Origin of the sequence: Ruminococcus gauvreauii (assembly GCF_025151995.1) — a bacterium.
GTDB lineage: Bacteria > Bacillota > Clostridia > Lachnospirales > Lachnospiraceae > Ruminococcus_G > Ruminococcus_G gauvreauii.
Window position 1 is genome coordinate 1,895,378 of sequence record NZ_CP102290.1, and the last position, 18,767, is coordinate 1,914,144.

The window sequence follows — 18,767 nt, forward strand, 5'->3', positions numbered from 1 at the left end:
TGAGAAATGGAAACCATTAAGTTAAAAAGTGAATTTATAAAACTCGGTCAGGCTATCAAGGCGGCCAATCTGGTCGAAGACGGTGTTGAGGCAAAGTATGCCATCCAGGATGGTCTCGTTAAGGTAAACGGTGAGGTTGACATAAGAAGAGGGCGTAAGCTCTATGAGGGTGATATTGTCACATTTGAAGGGACTGACATTAAAATTGTTAAGTAGTTGTGATGGACGATGCAGATAGAAACACTGGAATTGAGTAACTTCAGAAATTACGATTCCCTTCATATGGATCTGGACCCGGGCACGAATATTCTCTATGGGGACAATGCGCAGGGGAAGACAAACATACTGGAATCAATCTACCTGTGTGCAACGACAAAATCTCACAGAGGAAGTAAAGACAGGGAAATCATACATTTTGACAGGGATGAGTCTCATATACGGATGCAAGTCAGAAAACATGACATGTCCTATCGAATTGACATGCATCTTAAAAAGAATAAATCCAAGGGAATCGCGATCAATGGTATTCCAATAAAGAAAGCGTCAGAGCTTTTTGGTATTATAAACATTGTTTTCTTTTCTCCGGAAGATCTGAATATCATAAAAAACGGGCCTTCAGAAAGAAGAAGATTCGTTGATTCAGAATTATGTCAACTGGATAAACTTTATTTAACAGATTTGATGAATTATAACAGAGTATTAAATCAGAGAAATAAACTGCTCAAAGACATTTCTTTCTGCCCGGACCTGGCTGATACGATGGATGTCTGGGATGAACAGCTGATAGAATACGGACTGAGAATTATAACATCCCGCAGAAAATTTATTGAGGAATTAAATGACATTATTATTGACATACATAAGAATCTGACAGGGGAAAAAGAAGTACTGAATCTGATCTATGAGCCGAATACGGAGACGGATATTTTTTCTGATGAATTGAAAAAAAGCAGAGAAAAGGATTTAAAATTTCGCCAGACGTCGGTCGGTCCCCACAGGGATGATCTCGGCGTAAAAATAAATGACATTGATATTCGCAGATACGGTTCCCAGGGGCAGCAGAGGACCGCGGCTTTGTCATTAAAATTGTCTGAAATATATCTTGTTAAAAAAATAATCAGAGATACACCCATTTTATTATTGGACGATGTCTTGTCTGAACTGGACAGCAGCAGGCAAAACTATTTATTAAAGAATATTCATAATATTCAAACATTAATTACGTGTACTGGATTAGATGAGTTTGTCAGCAACCAGTTTAAAATAAATAAAGTTTTTAAAGTGATAGACGGTAATGTATTTAAAAATAATTGATATTCACCGGGTGTCAACCCGAAGATATAAAAAGTAGGAGGAATTATATGGGCACAGAATACGGAGCAGATCAAATTCAAATTCTGGAAGGTTTGGAAGCAGTCAGAAAAAGGCCTGGTATGTATATCGGGAGTACCTCGAGCAGAGGTCTGCATCATCTGGTCTACGAGATCGTGGATAATGCCGTTGATGAAGCCCTGGCAGGATTTTGTGACAGAATCGAAGTTACAATTCATAAAGATAATTCAATTACTGTAGTCGATGACGGACGTGGTATCCCTGTGGGAATCAATCATAAGGCTGGAATCCCGGCAGTAGAGGTTGTATTTACGATTCTTCATGCCGGCGGAAAGTTCGGAGGCGGGGGATATAAGGTATCGGGAGGTCTGCACGGAGTAGGTGCGTCTGTCGTAAACGCGCTTTCTGAATGGCTCGAAGTAACGATTTATAACGAGGGAAAAATATACAGGCAGCGCTATGAGAGAGGGCATGTGATATATAAACTGAAAGTTATCGGAGAATGTGAGCCGGATAAGACCGGTACGATGGTCACTTTCCTTCCTGACAAGGAAATTTTCGAGGAGACGGTCTTTGATTTTGACATTTTAAAACAGAGATTCCGTGAGATGGCATTTTTGACGAGAGGTCTTTTTATCAAGATCAGAGACGAGAGAGAAGAAGAACTTATCGAAAAAGAATTCCATTATGAGGGTGGTATTAAGGAGTTTGTCACGTATCTGAACCGCAGTAAAACGGCTCTTTATCAGGACATCATTTACTGCGAGGGTGAAAGAGACGGAGTTCTTGTGGAAGTTGCCATGCAGCATAATGATTCCTATACAGAAAATACGTATGGATTTGTCAACAATATTACGACGCCGGAGGGCGGAACGCATATTGTTGGGTTCAGAAATGCATTGACGAAGACATTTAATGATTATGCGAGAAAAAATAAACTGCTCAAAGACAATGAATCAAATTTGAGCGGCGAGGATATTCGGGAGGGATTGACAGCAATCATCAGTGTCAAGATTGAAGACCCTCAGTTTGAAGGACAGACGAAACAAAAACTTGGTAACAGCGAGGCAAGAGGTGCTGTAGACAATATCGTGAGCAATCAGCTGACGTTATTTCTGGAGCAGAATCCTTCCGTTGCAAAACAGACGGTAGAAAAATCTCTGATGGCGCAGAGAGCCAGAGATGCAGCCAGAAAAGCGAGAGATCTGACGAGAAGAAAATCTGCCCTCGAAAGTATGTCCTTACCGGGAAAACTGGCGGATTGTTCTGACAAAGATCCGTCAAACTGTGAAATTTATATTGTCGAAGGTGATTCTGCGGGCGGTTCTGCTAAAACGGCGAGAAGCCGTGCCACGCAGGCGATACTTCCGCTCCGCGGAAAGATTCTGAATGTTGAGAAAGCGCGCCTGGACAAAATATATGCCAACGCCGAGATCAAGGCAATGATCACAGCATTTGGAACGGGTATCCATGATGATTTCGATATCACGAAACTGCGATACCACAAGATTATTATCATGACGGATGCTGATGTCGACGGTGCCCATATTGCAACGCTGCTCCTGACTTTTCTGTACAGATTTATGCCGGAGCTTATCAAACAGGGATATGTCTATCTGGCACAGCCTCCTCTTTATAAGATTGAGAAGAATAAGAAAGCATGGTATGCCTACTCTGATGAGGAGCTCAACAATATCCTGGTCGAGATCGGAAGGGACGGAAATAATAAGATTCAGAGATATAAGGGACTCGGTGAGATGGATGCGGATCAGCTCTGGGAAACTACGATGGATCCGGAAAAAAGAATTTTGCTTCGTGTCACGATGGATGAAGAATCTTCATCGGAAGTTGATCTTACCTTTACAACATTGATGGGCGACAAAGTGGAACCGCGCCGGGAATTCATTGAGGCTAATGCGAAATATGTCAAGAATCTGGATATCTGACCGAAATCAACTTAGCTAAGCCGCATAAAAGAGCGGTACTGGAGGGAAAATGGAAGAAAATATTTTCGATAAAATTCATGATGTCGATCTGAAAAAAACAATGGAGAATTCTTATATCGATTATGCCATGAGTGTTATTGCTGCACGTGCACTTCCGGATGTAAGAGATGGTCTGAAACCGGTACAAAGAAGAGTTCTCTATTCTATGATAGAACTCAATAACGGTCCTGACAAACCGCATAGAAAATGTGCGCGTATTGTCGGTGATACGATGGGTAAATATCATCCGCATGGTGACAGCTCTATTTACGGAGCTCTGGTAAACATGGCACAGGAGTGGTCAACGAGATATCCGCTTGTTGACGGTCATGGAAACTTTGGTTCTGTCGATGGTGACGGTGCTGCCGCGATGAGATATACAGAAGCCCGCTTAAGTAAGATATCAATGGAAATGCTGGCGGACATTAACAAGAATACCGTTGATTTTGCGCCAAACTTTGATGAGACTGAAAAAGAGCCGGTTGTGCTTCCGGCCAGATATCCCAATCTGCTTGTGAACGGTACTTCCGGAATCGCAGTCGGAATGGCTACGAATATACCGCCTCACAATCTGCGTGAGGTTGTCAGTGCTGTCGTACAAATTATCGACAACGTGATAGAAGAAGACAGAGAGACAGAGATTGAGGAAATATTGGGAATCATCAAGGGTCCTGATTTTCCGACAGGAGCTACGATTCTGGGAGCACGCGGCTTTGAGGAGGCATACAGGACAGGCAGAGGAAAAGTAAGAGTACGTGCGGTAACTGATATCGAGACGCTGCCGAATGGAAAGAGTCAGATTATCGTGACTGAACTTCCGTATATGGTGAATAAAGCAAGGCTGATTGAAAAGATTGCCGAGCTTGTCAGGGATAAAAAGATTGACGGTATTACAGATCTCAATGACCATTCCAACAGAGAAGGTATGAGAATCTGTATTGAACTGCGACGTGATGCCAATGCTAATGTCATCTTAAATCAGCTATATAAGCATACCCAGATGCAGGATACTTTCGGTATTATTATGCTGGCACTCCAGAATAACCAGCCTAAGGTCATGAATCTTCTGGAGATACTTAAGTATTATCTGATGCATCAGGAGGATGTTGTCACCAGAAGAACGAAATATGATCTGAATAAGGCGGAGGAAAGGGCACATATCTTAGAGGGATTATTAAAAGCCCTGGATAATATAGACCGCGTGATCCAGATCATCAGAGGTTCTAAAAATGTGCAGATAGCAAAAGAATCCCTGATCGAGGAGTTTGAACTGAGTGATGTGCAGGCCCAGGCGATCGTTGATATGCGTCTGCGTGCGCTGACGGGTCTGGAAAGAGAAAAGCTGGAAGCAGAATATGCGGAATTGATGGACAAGATCCGTGAGTTGAAGGCAATACTTTCAGACAGAAAACTTCTGCTTCGCGTTATTCGTCAGGAGATTCTGATGATTTCCGAAAAATATGGCGATGACAGACGAACAAGTATTGGATTTGATGAGTATGATATTTCCATGGAAGATCTGATTCCAAAAGAAAATACAGTTATCACGATGACGAAGCTTGGTTATATCAAGAGAATATCTGTAGATAATTTCCGCAGCCAGAATCGCGGCGGAAAGGGAATCAAGGGAATGCAGACCATTGAAGACGATTATATCGAAGATCTTCTGATGACGACAACACATCATTATCTGATGTTCTTTACAAATACGGGGAAAGTTTACCGTCTTAAGGCATATGAAATTCCTGAGTCAGGAAGAACAGCCAGAGGAGTTGCAATCATTAATCTGCTTCAGCTGGCTCCGGGAGAGAAAATAACAGCAGTAATACCGATTCGGGAATATAAAGAAGGCAACTACCTCTTTATGGCGACAAAAAAGGGTCTGGTTAAAAAGACACCAATCCAGGATTATGCTAATGTGAGAAAGACCGGACTCGCTGCGATTTCTCTGAGAGATGAGGATGAACTGATAGAAGTCAAGGCTACGAATAACAAAAAGGATATTATACTGATCACAAAATTTGGGCAGTGTATCCGATTCCATGAGACGGATGTCCGCAGTACGGGCAGGGTTTCCATGGGAGTGCGCGGAATGAACCTGAGTGATCAGGATGAAGTCATCGGCATGCAGTTGAATACCCAGGGGGATTATCTGCTGATTGTCTCAGAGCATGGACTTGGAAAGAGAACGTCAGTCGGAGAATTTACGCCTCAGAACCGCGGAGGCAAAGGTGTTAAATGTTATAAGATTACTGAAAAGACAGGTAACGTCGTCGGGGTAAAAGCGGTCAATGAGGATAATGAAATTATGCTGATAACAACAGAGGGTATTATTATCAGGATTGCCTGTGCAGACATCTCAATCCTCGGCAGAATTACCTCAGGAGTCAAACTGATGGATGTTGATGAAAAGATAGCTGTTGCGAGTATCGCAAAAGTCAGAGAGAAGATAGAATAACTTATGTTAAAGAATGTTAAAGAATAAAACAGTACCGGCAACAGCCGGTACTGTTTTTTTAATATAATTATGAGCCAGATTGCTGCCCGGAAGATGCACAGAATTTTATAATAAACATCATATAAATGTGGATAAAATTATATTTACGGGAAGTATTTGTGCAGGAAGACATCTTATCTTGACTAATTTACAGTTGCAATTTTTATTTTAATAGATGATAATAAAGATGCCAGGGTCAAAATGTCATACAATGCATGCCGGCATGCATTTGGATGATTTTTTGACCCAACATCTGACAAAAAAGGAGAGAAAAAACATGATCCGTGAGATAAATGTAAATAAATTAACAGAAAATATCAAAGATATGTGTATACAGGCTAACCATATACTTTCTGAAGATATGGATTGCCGGATGAGGGAAGCAGTTGATATGGAAGAGTCTGAACTGGGCAGACAGATTCTGAATCAGCTTCAGGATAACTTGAAAATAGCGGAAGAAGATATGATTCCTATTTGTCAGGATACCGGAATGGCCGTGATTTTTCTTGAAGTTGGACAGGATGTACATTTCATTGGGGGTGAGGTGGAAGCTGCTGTAAATGAGGGTGTCAGAAAGGGTTACGTGGAGGGTTTTTTAAGAAAATCAGTGGTGAATGATCCGCTGATCAGGGAAAATACAAAAGATAATACGCCGGCAATTATTCATTATGCGATTGTACCTGGTGATAAGGTTAAAATAACTGTTGCCCCAAAGGGATTTGGAAGTGAAAACATGAGCCGTGTCTTTATGTTGAAGCCTGCAGACGGGATTGATGGCGTAAAAGAAGCTGTACTTACAGCTGTAAGAGATGCCGGACCAAATGCCTGTCCTCCAATGGTGGTGGGTGTAGGCATAGGAGGAACATTTGAAAAATGTGCAGTTATGGCAAAACAGGCATTGACACGAAATGTCAATGAACATTCCTCTGTACCTTATATAAAAGAACTGGAAAAGGAACTGCTTCAGAAAATTAACGCTCTTGGAATTGGGCCCGGCGGTCTGGGCGGAAGAGTGACAGCACTGGCTGTCAATATCAATACGTATCCCACCCACATCGCAGGTCTGCCGGTTGCAATTAATATATGCTGTCATGTTAACAGGCATGTGGTGAGAATCGTTTAATTAAGTAGAGGAGGATACATAAATGGACAGACATATCACAGTTCCTATGACAAAAGAAGAAAAAAGAAGCTTAAAATCTGGTGATTACGTATACCTGACCGGAACGATCTACAGTGCACGTGATGCCGCTCATAAGAGAATGTATGAGGCGATTCAAAATGGAGAAGAACTTCCCATGGATATAAAGGATAATATTATATATTATATGGGACCATCTCCTGCGAGAGAAGGAAGGGTCATCGGGTCAGCGGGTCCAACAACAGCCAGCAGAATGGACAAATATACACCCAGATTATTAGATCTTGGGCTGGGAGGAATGATAGGAAAAGGAAAAAGAACTGAGGATGTGCGTCAGGCTGTAATCAGAAATGATTCTATTTATTTTGCAGCAGTCGGAGGAGCAGGTGCATTACTTTCAAAATGTATCGTTGAATCTGAGGTTATTGCCTATGATGATCTTGGAACGGAAGCTGTTCGAAGGATGAAAATAGAAAATTTTCCTGTTATTGTTGTTATCGATACAGAGGGAAATAATCTGTATGAGTCGGCGATAGAAAATTATAAAGCCAAATAGAAAGTGAATAAAGATTGTGAAGAGAATTATGTTAATGGTGTTGAACAATATTTTATTTGCACCATATTGGTTTTTGCAACTTGTGTTATATGGAAGAAAGAATGACAGGCATACCGTGGAAGAACGGTTTGCGCTGCTAAAAAAGATAACAGTACATGCCAACAGAGGAGGAAGAGTTACGATCCAGGCAGAGGGTCTTTATCATCTTCCTGATGAGGATGGATTTATCCTTTATCCAAACCATCAGGGGTTATTTGACGTGCTTGCTTTTGTCGAGAGCTGCAGTCATCCTTTTACTGTGGTAATGAAAAAAGAAGTTCAAAATGTACCATTTTTAAAACAGGTATTTTCGGTTATGCGCGCACGGGCAATTGACAGAGAAGATGTTCGTCAGGCCATGAAGGTGATCCTGGATATGGCCGAAGATGTAAGAAGGGGAATTAACTATGTGATCTTTGCAGAAGGGACACGTTCTAAGAATGGGAACAATCTTCAGGATTTTAAGGGAGGAAGCTTTAAAGCAGCAATTAAGGCGAAGTGCCCGATCGTCCCGGTTGCGGTCATAGATTCCTATAAACCATTCGATGTCAATTCAATCGAGCCGGTGACAGTGCAGGTTCATTATCTTAAGCCATTATATTATGAAGATTATAAGGATTTAAAGTCAGTTGAAATCGCAAAAACGGTAAAAACAATGATACAGGAAAAAATAAATGAAAAAATTGAAGAATCTGCTAAAAAATGATTGACAAACATTTATTACTTTTGTATAATAATCAATGCGTCACAAATGAGTGACCGCATAAAATATCATATTATATAGGATAATTCAGATTGAGGAGAAGTACTCAAGTGGCTGAAGAGGTGCCCCTGCTAAGGGTATAGGCCGTTTACGCGGCGCGAGGGTTCAAATCCCTCCTTCTCCGTCTTTTTAAGACCTGGAAATAAAAAACAAAAAGTTTTAAAATAAGTATTGACAGACAATCAATCATATGATATTCTATTATAGCTGTCGCTGATACAGACAAGCACAGCAAACAATGAACTTTGATAACTGAACAGTAAAACACATCCTTGAAAATTCTAAACAAGATTTTCATTTCATTGACGAAAAGTCAAAACCAACAGTAAAAGGGATAAGATAGCCAAGAGTTATCTTGAACTGGAACGAACACTTAATTTGAGAGTTTGATCCTGGCTCAGGATGAACGCTGGCGGCGTGCTTAACACATGCAAGTCGAACGAAGCACCATAGACAGAAATCTTCGGATGGAAGACTATGGTGACTGAGTGGCGGACGGGTGAGTAACGCGTGGGTAACCTGCCGTATACAGGGGGATAACAGTTAGAAATGACTGCTAATACCGCATAAGCGCACAGAGTCGCATGACTCGGTGTGAAAAACTCCGGTGGTATACGATGGACCCGCGTCTGATTAGGTAGTTGGCGGGGTAACGGCCCACCAAGCCCGCGATCAGTAGCCGACCTGAGAGGGTGACCGGCCACATTGGGACTGAGACACGGCCCAAACTCCTACGGGAGGCAGCAGTGGGGAATATTGCACAATGGGGGAAACCCTGATGCAGCGACGCCGCGTGAGCGAAGAAGTATTTCGGTATGTAAAGCTCTATCAGCAGGGAAGAAAATGACGGTACCTGACTAAGAAGCCCCGGCTAACTACGTGCCAGCAGCCGCGGTAATACGTAGGGGGCAAGCGTTATCCGGATTTACTGGGTGTAAAGGGAGCGTAGACGGCATAGTAAGTCTGATGTGAAAGGCGGGGGCTCAACCCCTGGACTGCATTGGAAACTATTAAGCTGGAGTGTCGGAGAGGTAAGTGGAATTCCTAGTGTAGCGGTGAAATGCGTAGATATTAGGAGGAACACCAGTGGCGAAGGCGGCTTACTGGACGATCACTGACGTTGAGGCTCGAAAGCGTGGGGAGCAAACAGGATTAGATACCCTGGTAGTCCACGCCGTAAACGATGTATACTAGGTGTCGGGGGGCAAAGCCCTTCGGTGCCGCAGCAAACGCAATAAGTATACCACCTGGGGAGTACGTTCGCAAGAATGAAACTCAAAGGAATTGACGGGGACCCGCACAAGCGGTGGAGCATGTGGTTTAATTCGAAGCAACGCGAAGAACCTTACCAAGTCTTGACATCCTTCTGACCGGTCCGTAACGGGGCCTTCCCTTCGGGGCAGGAGAGACAGGTGGTGCATGGTTGTCGTCAGCTCGTGTCGTGAGATGTTGGGTTAAGTCCCGCAACGAGCGCAACCCTTATCCTTAGTAGCCAGCAAGTGAAGTTGGGCACTCTAGGGAGACTGCCAGGGATAACCTGGAGGAAGGTGGGGATGACGTCAAATCATCATGCCCCTTATGATTTGGGCTACACACGTGCTACAATGGCGTAAACAAAGGGAGGCGAAGCCGTGAGGTGAAGCAAATCCCAAAAATAACGTCTCAGTTCGGATTGTAGTCTGCAACTCGACTACATGAAGCTGGAATCGCTAGTAATCGCGAATCAGAATGTCGCGGTGAATACGTTCCCGGGTCTTGTACACACCGCCCGTCACACCATGGGAGTCGGATATGCCCGAAGCCTGTGACCCAACCGAAAGGAGGGAGCAGTCGAAGGTGGAGCCGATAACTGGGGTGAAGTCGTAACAAGGTAGCCGTATCGGAAGGTGCGGCTGGATCACCTCCTTTCTAAGGAAGAAGAAGTAGGGAGATGTGTTTTACTGTTGAGTTATCGAAGAGATAACAAACGCTTCTGGTGGCGATGCGCTTAGGGGAAACACCCGTACCCATCCCGAACACGATGGTTAAGACTTAAGCGGCCGATGGTACTGCACTGGTGACGGTGTGGGAGAGTAGGTGGCTGCCAGAACCCTTTAAAAAGTGTGGGAAACGCTTTTTGAGATAGAACAGGCACCCAAATAAGTGTGCTAACCTACAACAGCAGGGAAGTGCTGTTCTACATAACTGGTTTTACCAGTGATCAGAGAGAACAAAGAAGTTTGTTGTTTCTGATGGCTGATAAAACAGCCGGCGAGACGAAGGCGGACGATGTGAGCGGACATCGGGATCATAGATCCCTCAGCCGCGGCATTACATGCCAATACATGAAATAATCTTTGCACGGACAGGCGAGCCTGGCCGCACAAACCTTCTTTCCTGTGCTCCCATCTGGGAAGTGTTTCGCGTATGTACCTTGAAAACCGCATATACGAAAATATCTATATTGATAACGATTAACGTTAGAGATAGGAAAAGACATCCGAGGAACCATGGGCAGAGATGCTTGTGGTGAATCAAACATTGTAAACGCAATGAAACGAAACGCTCGATGCGAATGCATCGTAATACCGACTGTTCCAAACGCTATTGGAGCAGGAAGGTCAAACAAGAAAGAGCGCAGGGTGGATGCCTTGGCACTAAGAGCCGATGAAAGACGTGATAAGCTGCGAAAAGCTTCGGGGAGGAGCAAATATCCTTAGATCCGGAGATCTCTGAATGGGGAAACCTGCATACCCAAACGGTATGTATCCATACGCCAATTCATAACGTATGGAGGGGAACCCGGGGAACTGAAACATCTAAGTACCCGGAGGAAAAGAAAGAAACATCGATTTCCAAAGTAGCGGCGAGCGAAATGGAAGGAGCCTAAACCAGCATGCGTGCATGCTGGGGTTACGGACTGCAAAAAGTGACTTCAATGCTAGTAGAATGGTTTTGGGAAAGCCAGCCAAAGAGGGTGAAAGCCCCGTATACGAAAGCAGGCGAGAGCGAGCAGGATCCAAAGTACCGCGAGACACGAGAAACCTTGCGGGAAGTCGGGGGGACCACCCCCCAAGGCTAAATACTCCTTAGTGACCGATAGCGCATAGTACTGTGAAGGAAAGGTGAAAAGGACCCCGGGAGGGGAGTGAAAGAGAACCTGAAACCCTGTGTTTACAAACTGTGGAACCACTTTATATGTGGAACCGCGTACTTTTTGTAGAACGGTCCGGCGAGTTACGCTGGCTGGCAAGGTTAAGCACTCAAGGTGCGGAGCCGAAGGGAAACCAAGTCTTAATAGGGCGCCGTAGTCAGTCAGAGTAGACCCGAAACCGGGTGATCTATCCATGTCCAGGTTGAAGTTGCCGTAAAAGGCAATGGAGGACCGAACGCACATCCGTTGAAAAGGGTGGCGATGAGGTGTGGATAGGGGAGAAATTCCAATCGAACCCGGAGATAGCTGGTTCTCCTCGAAATAGCTTTAGGGCTAGCCTCATGAGAGTCTTTTGGAGGTAGAGCACTGAATTTCCTAGGGGGCGTCAAAGCTTACCGAAGAATATCAAACTCCGAATGCCAGTAAGATGATTCATGGGAGTCAGACTATACGAGATAAGTTGGATAGTCAAAAGGGAAAGAGCCCAGACCACCGGCTAAGGTCCCAAAGTGTGTGTTAAGTGGAAAAGGATGTGGGATTTCGAAGACAACTAGGATGTTGGCTCAGAAGCAGCCATACATTCAAAGAGTGCGTAATAGCTCACTAGTCGAGAGGTCCTGCGCCGAAAATGTCCGGGGCTGAAACACAACACCGAAGCCGTGGGATGGTAGCAATACCATCGGTAGAGGAGCATTGAAGACACGAAGAAGCGGTACCGTAAGGAGCCGTGGAGCGTCTTGAAGAGAGAATGCCGGAATGAGTAGCGAGAGAGAGGTGAGAATCCTCTCGGCCGAATATCCAAGGTTTCCAGAGTAAAGCTGATCTGCTCTGGGTAAGTCGGGGCCTAAGGCGAGGGCGAAAGCCGTAGTCGATGGACAACAGGTTGAGATTCCTGTACTGCAAGGTAACAGAACTGTGGGGACATATGTGGAAAGTGCATCCCTGGAATGGAATCCAGGGGCAAGCGAGGTAGGAGTAAGGCAGGCAAATCCGCTTTACAATCCGAAGGCGTGATGCGGACCGAAGTATAGTAGGGAAGTGCATGAGCCATGTATCAAGAAAAGCCGCTATTGTTTATCTTGTACCCGTACCGTAAACCGACACAGGTGGATGAGGAGAGAATCCTAAGGCCGACGGAAGAAGCATTGTTAAGGAACTCGGCAAAATGACCCCGTAACTTCGGGAGAAGGGGTGCCTCTGTAAGGAGGCCGCAGAGAATAGGCTCAAGCAACTGTTTAGCAAAAACACAGGTCTATGCAAAACCGAAAGGTGAGGTATATGGGCTGACGCCTGCCCGGTGCTGGAAGGTTAAGAGGAGAGGTTAGCCGCAAGGCGAAGCTTTGAATTTAAGCCCCAGTAAACGGCGGCCGTAACTATAACGGTCCTAAGGTAGCGAAATTCCTTGTCGGGTAAGTTCCGACCCGCACGAAAGGCGTAATGATTTGAGCACTGTCTCGACAATGCATCCGGTGAAATTGAAGTACCAGTGAAGATGCTGGTTACCTGCGCCAGGACGGAAAGACCCCATGGAGCTTTACTCCAGCTTGATACTGGGATTCGGTATTGCATGTACAGGATAGGTGGGAGACGAGGAAACACTAACGCCAGTTGGTGTGGAGTCGCTGTTGGGATACCACCCTTGCAGTATTGGATTTCTAACCAGCAGCCGTGACCCGGCTGTGGGACAATGTCAGGTGGGGAGTTTGACTGGGGCGGTCGCCTCCGAAAGGGTATCGGAGGCGCTCAAAGGTTCCCTCAGAATGGTTGGAAACCATTCGCAGAGTGCAAAGGCAGAAGGGAGCTTGACTGCGACACCGACGGGTGGAGCAGGTACGAAAGTAGGACTTAGTGATCCGGTGGTTTTAAGTGGGAATGCCATCGCTCAACGGATAAAAGCTACCCTGGGGATAACAGGCTTATCACTCCCAAGAGTTCACATCGACGGAGTGGTTTGGCACCTCGATGTCGGCTCATCGCATCCTGGGGCTGTAGTAGGTCCCAAGGGTTGGGCTGTTCGCCCATTAAAGCGGTACGCGAGCTGGGTTCAGAACGTCGTGAGACAGTTCGGTCCCTATCCGGCGTGGGCGTAGGATATTTGAGAGGAGCTGACCTTAGTACGAGAGGACCGGGTTGGACTGACCACTGGTGTACCGGTTGTTCCGCCAGGAGCATGGCCGGGTAGCCAAGTCGGGAAGGGATAAACGCTGAAGGCATCTAAGCGTGAAGCCCCCCTCAAGATGAGATATCCCATACGTAAGTAGTAAGACCCCTTGAAGACGACGAGGTAGATAGGGCAGAGGTGGAAGTGCAGTAATGTATGGAGCTGACTGCTACTAATCGGTCGAGGGTTTGACCTGAACACTTGTTTTTGTAAGCGCAAGCGCCACAAAAACTTAGTGTGAAGGTCGTTCGACAGAGCAAAGCGAGATCGAACTTCGCATGCAAGTGTAGAGATACGCGGAGCGAAGCGAAATCGAGCGAAAGCGAAATCGAATGATCCGAAAGAAGACGGTAGAAGCGTGGATGGATGTAATAGTGTATGCGGTTTTGAAGGTATATCCTTCTAAGAAAGGCCCAGTGGCTCAGTTGGTTAGAGCGTCGCCCTGTCACGGCGAAGGTCGAGGGTTCGAGTCCCTTCTGGGTCGTTTATAACTGTAAAGTTATATTAATATTGTGATGGGATCTTAGCTCAGCTGGGAGAGCATCTGCCTTACAAGCAGAGGGTCATAGGTTCGAGCCCTATAGGTCCCATTCTTTTTTTAAGATGACTGAATGTGCCGATGTGGCTCAATTGGCAGAGCAGCTGATTTGTAATCAGCAGGTTATCGGTTCGAGTCCGATCATCGGCTTTCATTGGAGACAATGAGTAATAATAATTTGGATGGATTCCCGAGTGGCCAAAGGGGGCAGACTGTAAATCTGTTGGCAACGCCTTCGAAGGTTCGAATCCTTCTCCATCCACTGTGAGAAAGAAACAAATCTTTTTGGTTCAAAACCAAAACGGTTCGAATCCTTCTCTATCCACTCATCGAAAGCAACTTAGTGAATGCAAGCCATCAGGCGCCGCATGAACTTAGTGCGAATTTAGTTGAGTGAACATACAAGTTTATATATTATCGCGGGATGGAGCAGTCTGGAAGCTCGTCGGGCTCATAACCCGAAGGTCGTAGGTTCAAATCCTACTCCCGCAATTGTTGTTTGATTCACCAAACAAAATAATTTTATATTATGTACATGCCTGGTTAGCTCAGTTGGTAGAGCAGAGGACTGAAAATCCTCGTGTCTCTGGTTCGATTCCGGAACCAGGCATTACCTGACTTATGACAGGTAAAATGGGATATTAGCTCAGTTGGTAGAGCACTTGACTTTTAATCAAGTTGTCCGGGGTTCGAATCCCCGATGTCTCATAATCTTTAAAAGTCTGGAAAACTTTGTAATTTGCTTAGTTTTCAGGCTTTTTTGCATTTAAAGATAATTGCAGGGATAAATAATAGAGAATCTGCAGTAAATTAAACAAAAATAACAATGTAAGCTGTAATTAGTATACTCTCAGGGTATGATGTTTGCTTACATTGTTATAAATGAATATGTTAATTCTATGCATGATAAATATCAGCTTCAAAGCTGGCATTTGGGCAGACGGCCTCATACAGGACTTTTCCGTGTCTGGTAAAGCGATATTTTACAGTACATGCCAGACTTTCATGGATGGTGCGGTTCATTTTTCCCTGTACAGGAGCCTGCAGGGAATGATGGGTTCCTTTGATAAGCTGCACCGATAAGACACTGTCCTTTTGCCTCACAATGATTTTCTTTTTGTCTGCATAAATTACTTTTGCTCCCAGGTAAGTTGCGATCCGGTATTCCCTGCCATCCAGCCATACGATTCCTATACAACCGCAGAAGTTTAACTTTAAGATCGGAATGCTGGCAGCAGCCAGCATAATACAGGTATTTGCATCATTATACTGTGTCCATAGATATTTGTCTGGAAAAGAATGCCCTCTGTCTCCTTCAATGTAACCTGTTCCATTATGAAACAAAAACTCTTCTCCATCTAATACCAGTTTTCCATTAACCCGGTGATTCAGGCTGAAAATGCTGTGCCTGCACTGCATTCCGGGAAGAAAACAGAAAGGTCCCATAATACTATAGGCGGGTTTTATTACGGAATGATAGCGCAGCTTTCCAGAGATATTTACACCCTGCTCCTGTATGGATAGACGGCAGCCTCTGTCTGAAAAAATACAGTTGCCCATGCGGACGTAAAAATGATTTCGCTTCACATCGACCGTTACGGAAGAAAATGTAACAACCAGGGAGCGATCTTCTGTAATAATCTGAAGCCTGGCGGATATTTGTCTGTCAGCATCTGCATGAAAGGACGGGATCAGTGCAATGGATTTACTTTCTGTCTGTTGCTTCAGGTACCATCCTTCAAAATAAGAACGTTTTCTAATGATATGATACATAGTTACCTCCCATGGCGCAGCAGTAATTTCTGTATTGTTAAGTATTACCGTTTTTATAAATAATATAACGGAAAGAAGCCTTGAACATCGGAAGGTTGATGTTTAAGGCTTCTTTCAGATCAGGTGTTAATGATTAATTCTGTATCCTTATCAAAGAAATGTGCTTTTTCCATATCAAATATAACTGTGACAGAATCCCCTGCTTTAAGATCTGAGCGGGGGTTCACACGTGCTGTAACCTGAATTCCATTAATATCAAAATAGAGGTACACTTCAGCACCCAAAAGTTCAGATACCTTAACGGTAGATTCTATCGCATTTTGCGGAGCAGTATCCATAAAAATCTGAGAATCATGGATATTTTCCGGACGAATGCCCAGTGTAACTGTTTTTCCAATATACCCGCTGTCTGTCAGAGCTTTTGCTCTTGATGGGGGGATCAGCAGTTTTCGGTCGCCAATTGTGATATAAATATCCGAATGCTCCTTGGAGATGACTCCGTCCAGAAAATTCATCTGTGGAGACCCTATGAATCCTGCCACGAATTTATTACACGGGTGAGCGTACAACTCTTTTGGAGAATCCACCTGCTGGATCACACCGTCTTTCATCACAACGATCCTGGTACCAAGAGTCATGGCTTCTGTCTGGTCATGTGTGACATAGATGATGGTGGAACCCAGTTTCTGATGGAGTTTTGAAATCTCAATACGCATCTGAACTCTCAGCTTGGCATCCAGATTGGAGAGTGGTTCATCCATAAGGAAGACCTTGGGATTTCTGACAATTGCCCGTCCCATCGCAACGCGCTGGCGTTGTCCGCCGGAGAGAGCTTTTGGCTTTCGCTTCAGCAGATCTTCAAGATCAAGGATACGGGCAGCTTCCAGAACCATTTCTCTAATCTGATCTTTAGGGACTTTGCGCATCTTTAGACCAAATGCCATATTATCATATACGGTCATATGCGGATAGAGTGCATAGTTCTGAAAGACCATTGCGATGTCTCTGTCTTTGGGTTCTACATTATTGACGAGTTGTTCATCGATTTTCAGTTCACCGGATGAAATATCTTCGAGTCCGGCGATCATTCGCAGTGTAGTTGATTTTCCGCATCCGGATGGTCCCACGAAAATAATAAACTCTTTATCTTTAATTTCCAGATTAAAATCTTTTACCGCTTCAAATCCATTGGGGTATGTTTTGTTCATGTGTGTTAATGACAGGCTTGCCATATGTTTTTCCTCCGTTTCCGTGATCAGTGATATCTTCTTATATAGTATAAAAAATACCATTCACCATGAACATATAAAAATCAGTCAAGCTTTCTTGAAATATTTGACCTTGTACACAAGAAGACAAAATATTATATTGGACATATCATTTATCTTAATTGGAAATCTGAATGGATGGTGGTAATCTATACCCATCAAAACACATAGCAAGCAGTGCTGCACAAAAATGATGAAGGAGAAAGAACATGCGAAAAGCTAATAAGTGGATTGGATTGACAATGGCGGTTGTTCTGGCAGGCGGGATGCTTTCCGGATGCGGGAGCAGCGGCAAAACAGAGGATAAGACATCAGAGGGCCAGGAGTCTTCACAGGCGCAGGAGGGCAGCGATGAGGATAAGGTCATCACTTTCTGGCATATCGGAACGGATGAACCGGATATCTCTCTGTATGAGGATGCTACAGAGGCATTTAATGAAAACACAAAATCAGGTTACAGGATTGAGAATGTAGCCATGGAAGCAGATGCATATAAAGAGAAACTGCTGATTGCCATGAGTTCAGGAGAATGCCCGGACATCTATACGAACTGGTCCGGCGGCCCGATGAATGAATATGTGGAAGCAGGATTTGCACAGCCGCTGGATGAACTGTATGAAAAAGCTCCCTGGAAAGATAAAATTCTGGATGCCACGATCGCACAGGGAAAATACAATGACAAATTGTATGGAGTTGGTATGATCAACGTTTCTGTGTCTGGGATTTACTATAATAAAGATATCTTTGCACAGTATAATCTGGAAGTGCCAAAGACAGTGTCTGAATTAGAGAAGGTATGTGATACTCTGGTAGAAAACGGAAAGATTCCGTTTGCACTGGCGAATGCTCCTAAATGGACAGGTTCCATGTACTTCATGAACCTGGCAACAAGAAAAGGCGGGCTGGAACCGTTCAGTGCTGCAGTTGACGGAAGCGGCAGCTTTGAAGATGAGAGTTTTATCTATGCTGGAGAAAAAATCCAGGAATGGGTACAAAACGGATATTTTCCGGAAGGTGTTAACAGCTTAAGCGAGGGTGACGGACAGTCAAAACAGCTGTTCTATTCTGAAGAAGCAGCAATGAAAATGATTGGTTCCTGGGAGTCTGGAACTTATAAAGCGGACAGCGAAGAGTTCTATAACAAACTGGGTTGGTTCCCATTCCCGGCAGTTGATGATTCTGATGCAGATGCATCGATTCAGATCGGAACTATGGGAGATCAGTTCCTCAGCTTTAACTGTGAGGGAGAAAAACTGGAAGCAGCGTTTGAATTGTTAAACTACTATTTTGAGGACGATTATACACAGAAGATGGTAGATGCAGGAAAGATTGCACCGGTTAAAGGTGTTGACGCTTTAATTGAAGGTGAACTGGAAAAAGAAATTGTGACGAAGATAGAGGCGGCGTCTGCAACACAGCTCTGGTATGATCAGTACCTGCCGCCGGCAGTGTCAACAGTGCATCTGGATACCTGTCAGGAATTATTTGGTCTGACGATGACACCGGAGGAAGCAGCAAAACAGCTTCAGGCAGCAATGGAAGAGTATAACAACGAAAAATCTGAATAAACAGAAATGGAGG

10 protein-coding genes, 8 tRNA genes and 3 rRNA genes are annotated in these 18,767 nt (G+C 44.4%); 19 read left to right on the top strand and 2 right to left on the bottom strand.

The features are described 5' to 3' along the window. Positions 1 to 6 precede the first annotated feature (6 nt). From NQ502_RS09095 to NQ502_RS09180, 18 genes are all read left to right on the top strand, one after another. The gene (locus NQ502_RS09095; protein ID WP_028528240.1) at positions 7 to 216 is read left to right on the top strand and encodes an RNA-binding S4 domain-containing protein; all 210 of its coding nucleotides are present in this window, start codon (positions 7 to 9) and stop codon (positions 214 to 216) included. Between the two features lie 12 nt (positions 217 to 228). Further along, positions 229 to 1,314: a DNA replication/repair protein RecF gene (gene recF, locus NQ502_RS09100; RefSeq protein ID WP_028528239.1), complete on the top strand. Its 1,086-nt coding sequence runs from the start codon at positions 229 to 231 to the stop codon at positions 1,312 to 1,314. A gap of 47 nt (positions 1,315 to 1,361) precedes the next feature. Further along, positions 1,362 to 3,278, top strand: a complete 1,917-nt coding sequence (gene gyrB, locus NQ502_RS09105; RefSeq protein ID WP_028528238.1) for a DNA topoisomerase (ATP-hydrolyzing) subunit B — start codon at positions 1,362 to 1,364, stop codon at positions 3,276 to 3,278. Positions 3,279 to 3,327: 49 nt separating this feature from the next. Continuing rightward, positions 3,328 to 5,775: a DNA gyrase subunit A gene (gene gyrA, locus NQ502_RS09110; RefSeq protein ID WP_028528237.1), complete on the top strand. Its 2,448-nt coding sequence runs from the start codon at positions 3,328 to 3,330 to the stop codon at positions 5,773 to 5,775. Positions 5,776 to 6,091: 316 nt separating this feature from the next. Further along, positions 6,092 to 6,937, top strand: coding sequence for a fumarate hydratase (locus tag NQ502_RS09115; protein WP_028528236.1), 846 nt, complete (start codon positions 6,092 to 6,094; stop codon positions 6,935 to 6,937). Positions 6,938 to 6,959: 22 nt separating this feature from the next. After that, positions 6,960 to 7,511 carry a Fe-S-containing hydro-lyase gene (locus NQ502_RS09120; protein WP_028528235.1) on the top strand — a complete coding sequence of 184 codons (552 nt, stop codon included), beginning with the start codon at positions 6,960 to 6,962 and terminating at the stop codon, positions 7,509 to 7,511. 34 nt (positions 7,512 to 7,545) lie between these two features. After that, positions 7,546 to 8,256 (top strand): lysophospholipid acyltransferase family protein, encoded by a 711-nt coding sequence (locus NQ502_RS09125; RefSeq protein WP_341349399.1) that lies wholly within the window; start codon positions 7,546 to 7,548, stop codon positions 8,254 to 8,256. Positions 8,257 to 8,349: 93 nt separating this feature from the next. Beyond that, positions 8,350 to 8,437: transfer RNA gene (locus tag NQ502_RS09130), tRNA-Ser, on the top strand. 250 nt (positions 8,438 to 8,687) lie between these two features. Beyond that, positions 8,688 to 10,221: ribosomal RNA gene (locus tag NQ502_RS09135) — 16S ribosomal RNA — on the top strand. 63 nt (positions 10,222 to 10,284) lie between these two features. Continuing rightward, positions 10,285 to 10,402, top strand: a 5S ribosomal RNA gene (gene rrf / locus NQ502_RS09140). Between the two features lie 509 nt (positions 10,403 to 10,911). Beyond that, positions 10,912 to 13,803: ribosomal RNA gene (locus tag NQ502_RS09145) — 23S ribosomal RNA — on the top strand. The 16S, 23S and 5S rRNA genes sit together here with 8 tRNA genes alongside, the layout of an rRNA operon. A 214-nt stretch (positions 13,804 to 14,017) precedes the next feature. After that, positions 14,018 to 14,091: transfer RNA gene (locus NQ502_RS09150), tRNA-Asp, on the top strand. Between the two features lie 33 nt (positions 14,092 to 14,124). Then, a tRNA-Val gene (locus tag NQ502_RS09155) sits at positions 14,125 to 14,197 on the top strand. Positions 14,198 to 14,222: 25 nt separating this feature from the next. Next, positions 14,223 to 14,295: transfer RNA gene (locus NQ502_RS09160), tRNA-Thr, on the top strand. A gap of 30 nt (positions 14,296 to 14,325) precedes the next feature. Continuing rightward, positions 14,326 to 14,407 (top strand) — tRNA-Tyr (locus tag NQ502_RS09165). A gap of 156 nt (positions 14,408 to 14,563) precedes the next feature. Continuing rightward, positions 14,564 to 14,637 (top strand) — tRNA-Met (locus NQ502_RS09170). A 45-nt stretch (positions 14,638 to 14,682) separates the two neighbouring features. Then, positions 14,683 to 14,755 (top strand) — tRNA-Phe (locus NQ502_RS09175). Between the two features lie 25 nt (positions 14,756 to 14,780). Then, positions 14,781 to 14,853 (top strand) — tRNA-Lys (locus NQ502_RS09180). Positions 14,854 to 15,042: 189 nt separating this feature from the next. Here NQ502_RS09180 and NQ502_RS09185 read toward each other — a convergent pair. After that, entirely contained in the window at positions 15,043 to 15,918 is an 876-nt protein-coding gene (locus NQ502_RS09185; RefSeq protein ID WP_028527661.1) for a hypothetical protein, read from the bottom strand. Between the two features lie 119 nt (positions 15,919 to 16,037). Then, on the bottom strand, positions 16,038 to 17,150 hold the full coding sequence (locus NQ502_RS09190; RefSeq protein WP_028527662.1) for an ABC transporter ATP-binding protein: 1,113 nt from the start codon (positions 17,148 to 17,150) through the stop codon (positions 16,038 to 16,040). A 245-nt stretch (positions 17,151 to 17,395) separates the two neighbouring features. On the opposite strand from NQ502_RS09190, the gene NQ502_RS09195 reads away from it, so the two are divergent. Continuing rightward, positions 17,396 to 18,754, top strand: a complete 1,359-nt coding sequence (locus NQ502_RS09195) for an extracellular solute-binding protein (RefSeq protein ID WP_028527663.1) — start codon at positions 17,396 to 17,398, stop codon at positions 18,752 to 18,754. The last annotated feature ends 13 nt before the right edge of the window (positions 18,755 to 18,767 follow it).

Coding starts and splice junctions, on each gene's coding strand:
- NQ502_RS09095 (WP_028528240.1), top strand. CDS start 7: ATGGAAACCATTAAGTTAAAAAGTGAATTTATAAAACTCGGTCAGGCT.
- recF (WP_028528239.1), top strand. CDS start 229: ATGCAGATAGAAACACTGGAATTGAGTAACTTCAGAAATTACGATTCC.
- gyrB (WP_028528238.1), top strand. CDS start 1,362: ATGGGCACAGAATACGGAGCAGATCAAATTCAAATTCTGGAAGGTTTG.
- gyrA (WP_028528237.1), top strand. CDS start 3,328: ATGGAAGAAAATATTTTCGATAAAATTCATGATGTCGATCTGAAAAAA.
- NQ502_RS09115 (WP_028528236.1), top strand. CDS start 6,092: ATGATCCGTGAGATAAATGTAAATAAATTAACAGAAAATATCAAAGAT.
- NQ502_RS09120 (WP_028528235.1), top strand. CDS start 6,960: ATGGACAGACATATCACAGTTCCTATGACAAAAGAAGAAAAAAGAAGC.
- NQ502_RS09125 (WP_341349399.1), top strand. CDS start 7,546: ATGGTGTTGAACAATATTTTATTTGCACCATATTGGTTTTTGCAACTT.
- NQ502_RS09185 (WP_028527661.1), bottom strand. CDS start 15,918: ATGTATCATATCATTAGAAAACGTTCTTATTTTGAAGGATGGTACCTG.
- NQ502_RS09190 (WP_028527662.1), bottom strand. CDS start 17,150: ATGGCAAGCCTGTCATTAACACACATGAACAAAACATACCCCAATGGA.
- NQ502_RS09195 (WP_028527663.1), top strand. CDS start 17,396: ATGCGAAAAGCTAATAAGTGGATTGGATTGACAATGGCGGTTGTTCTG.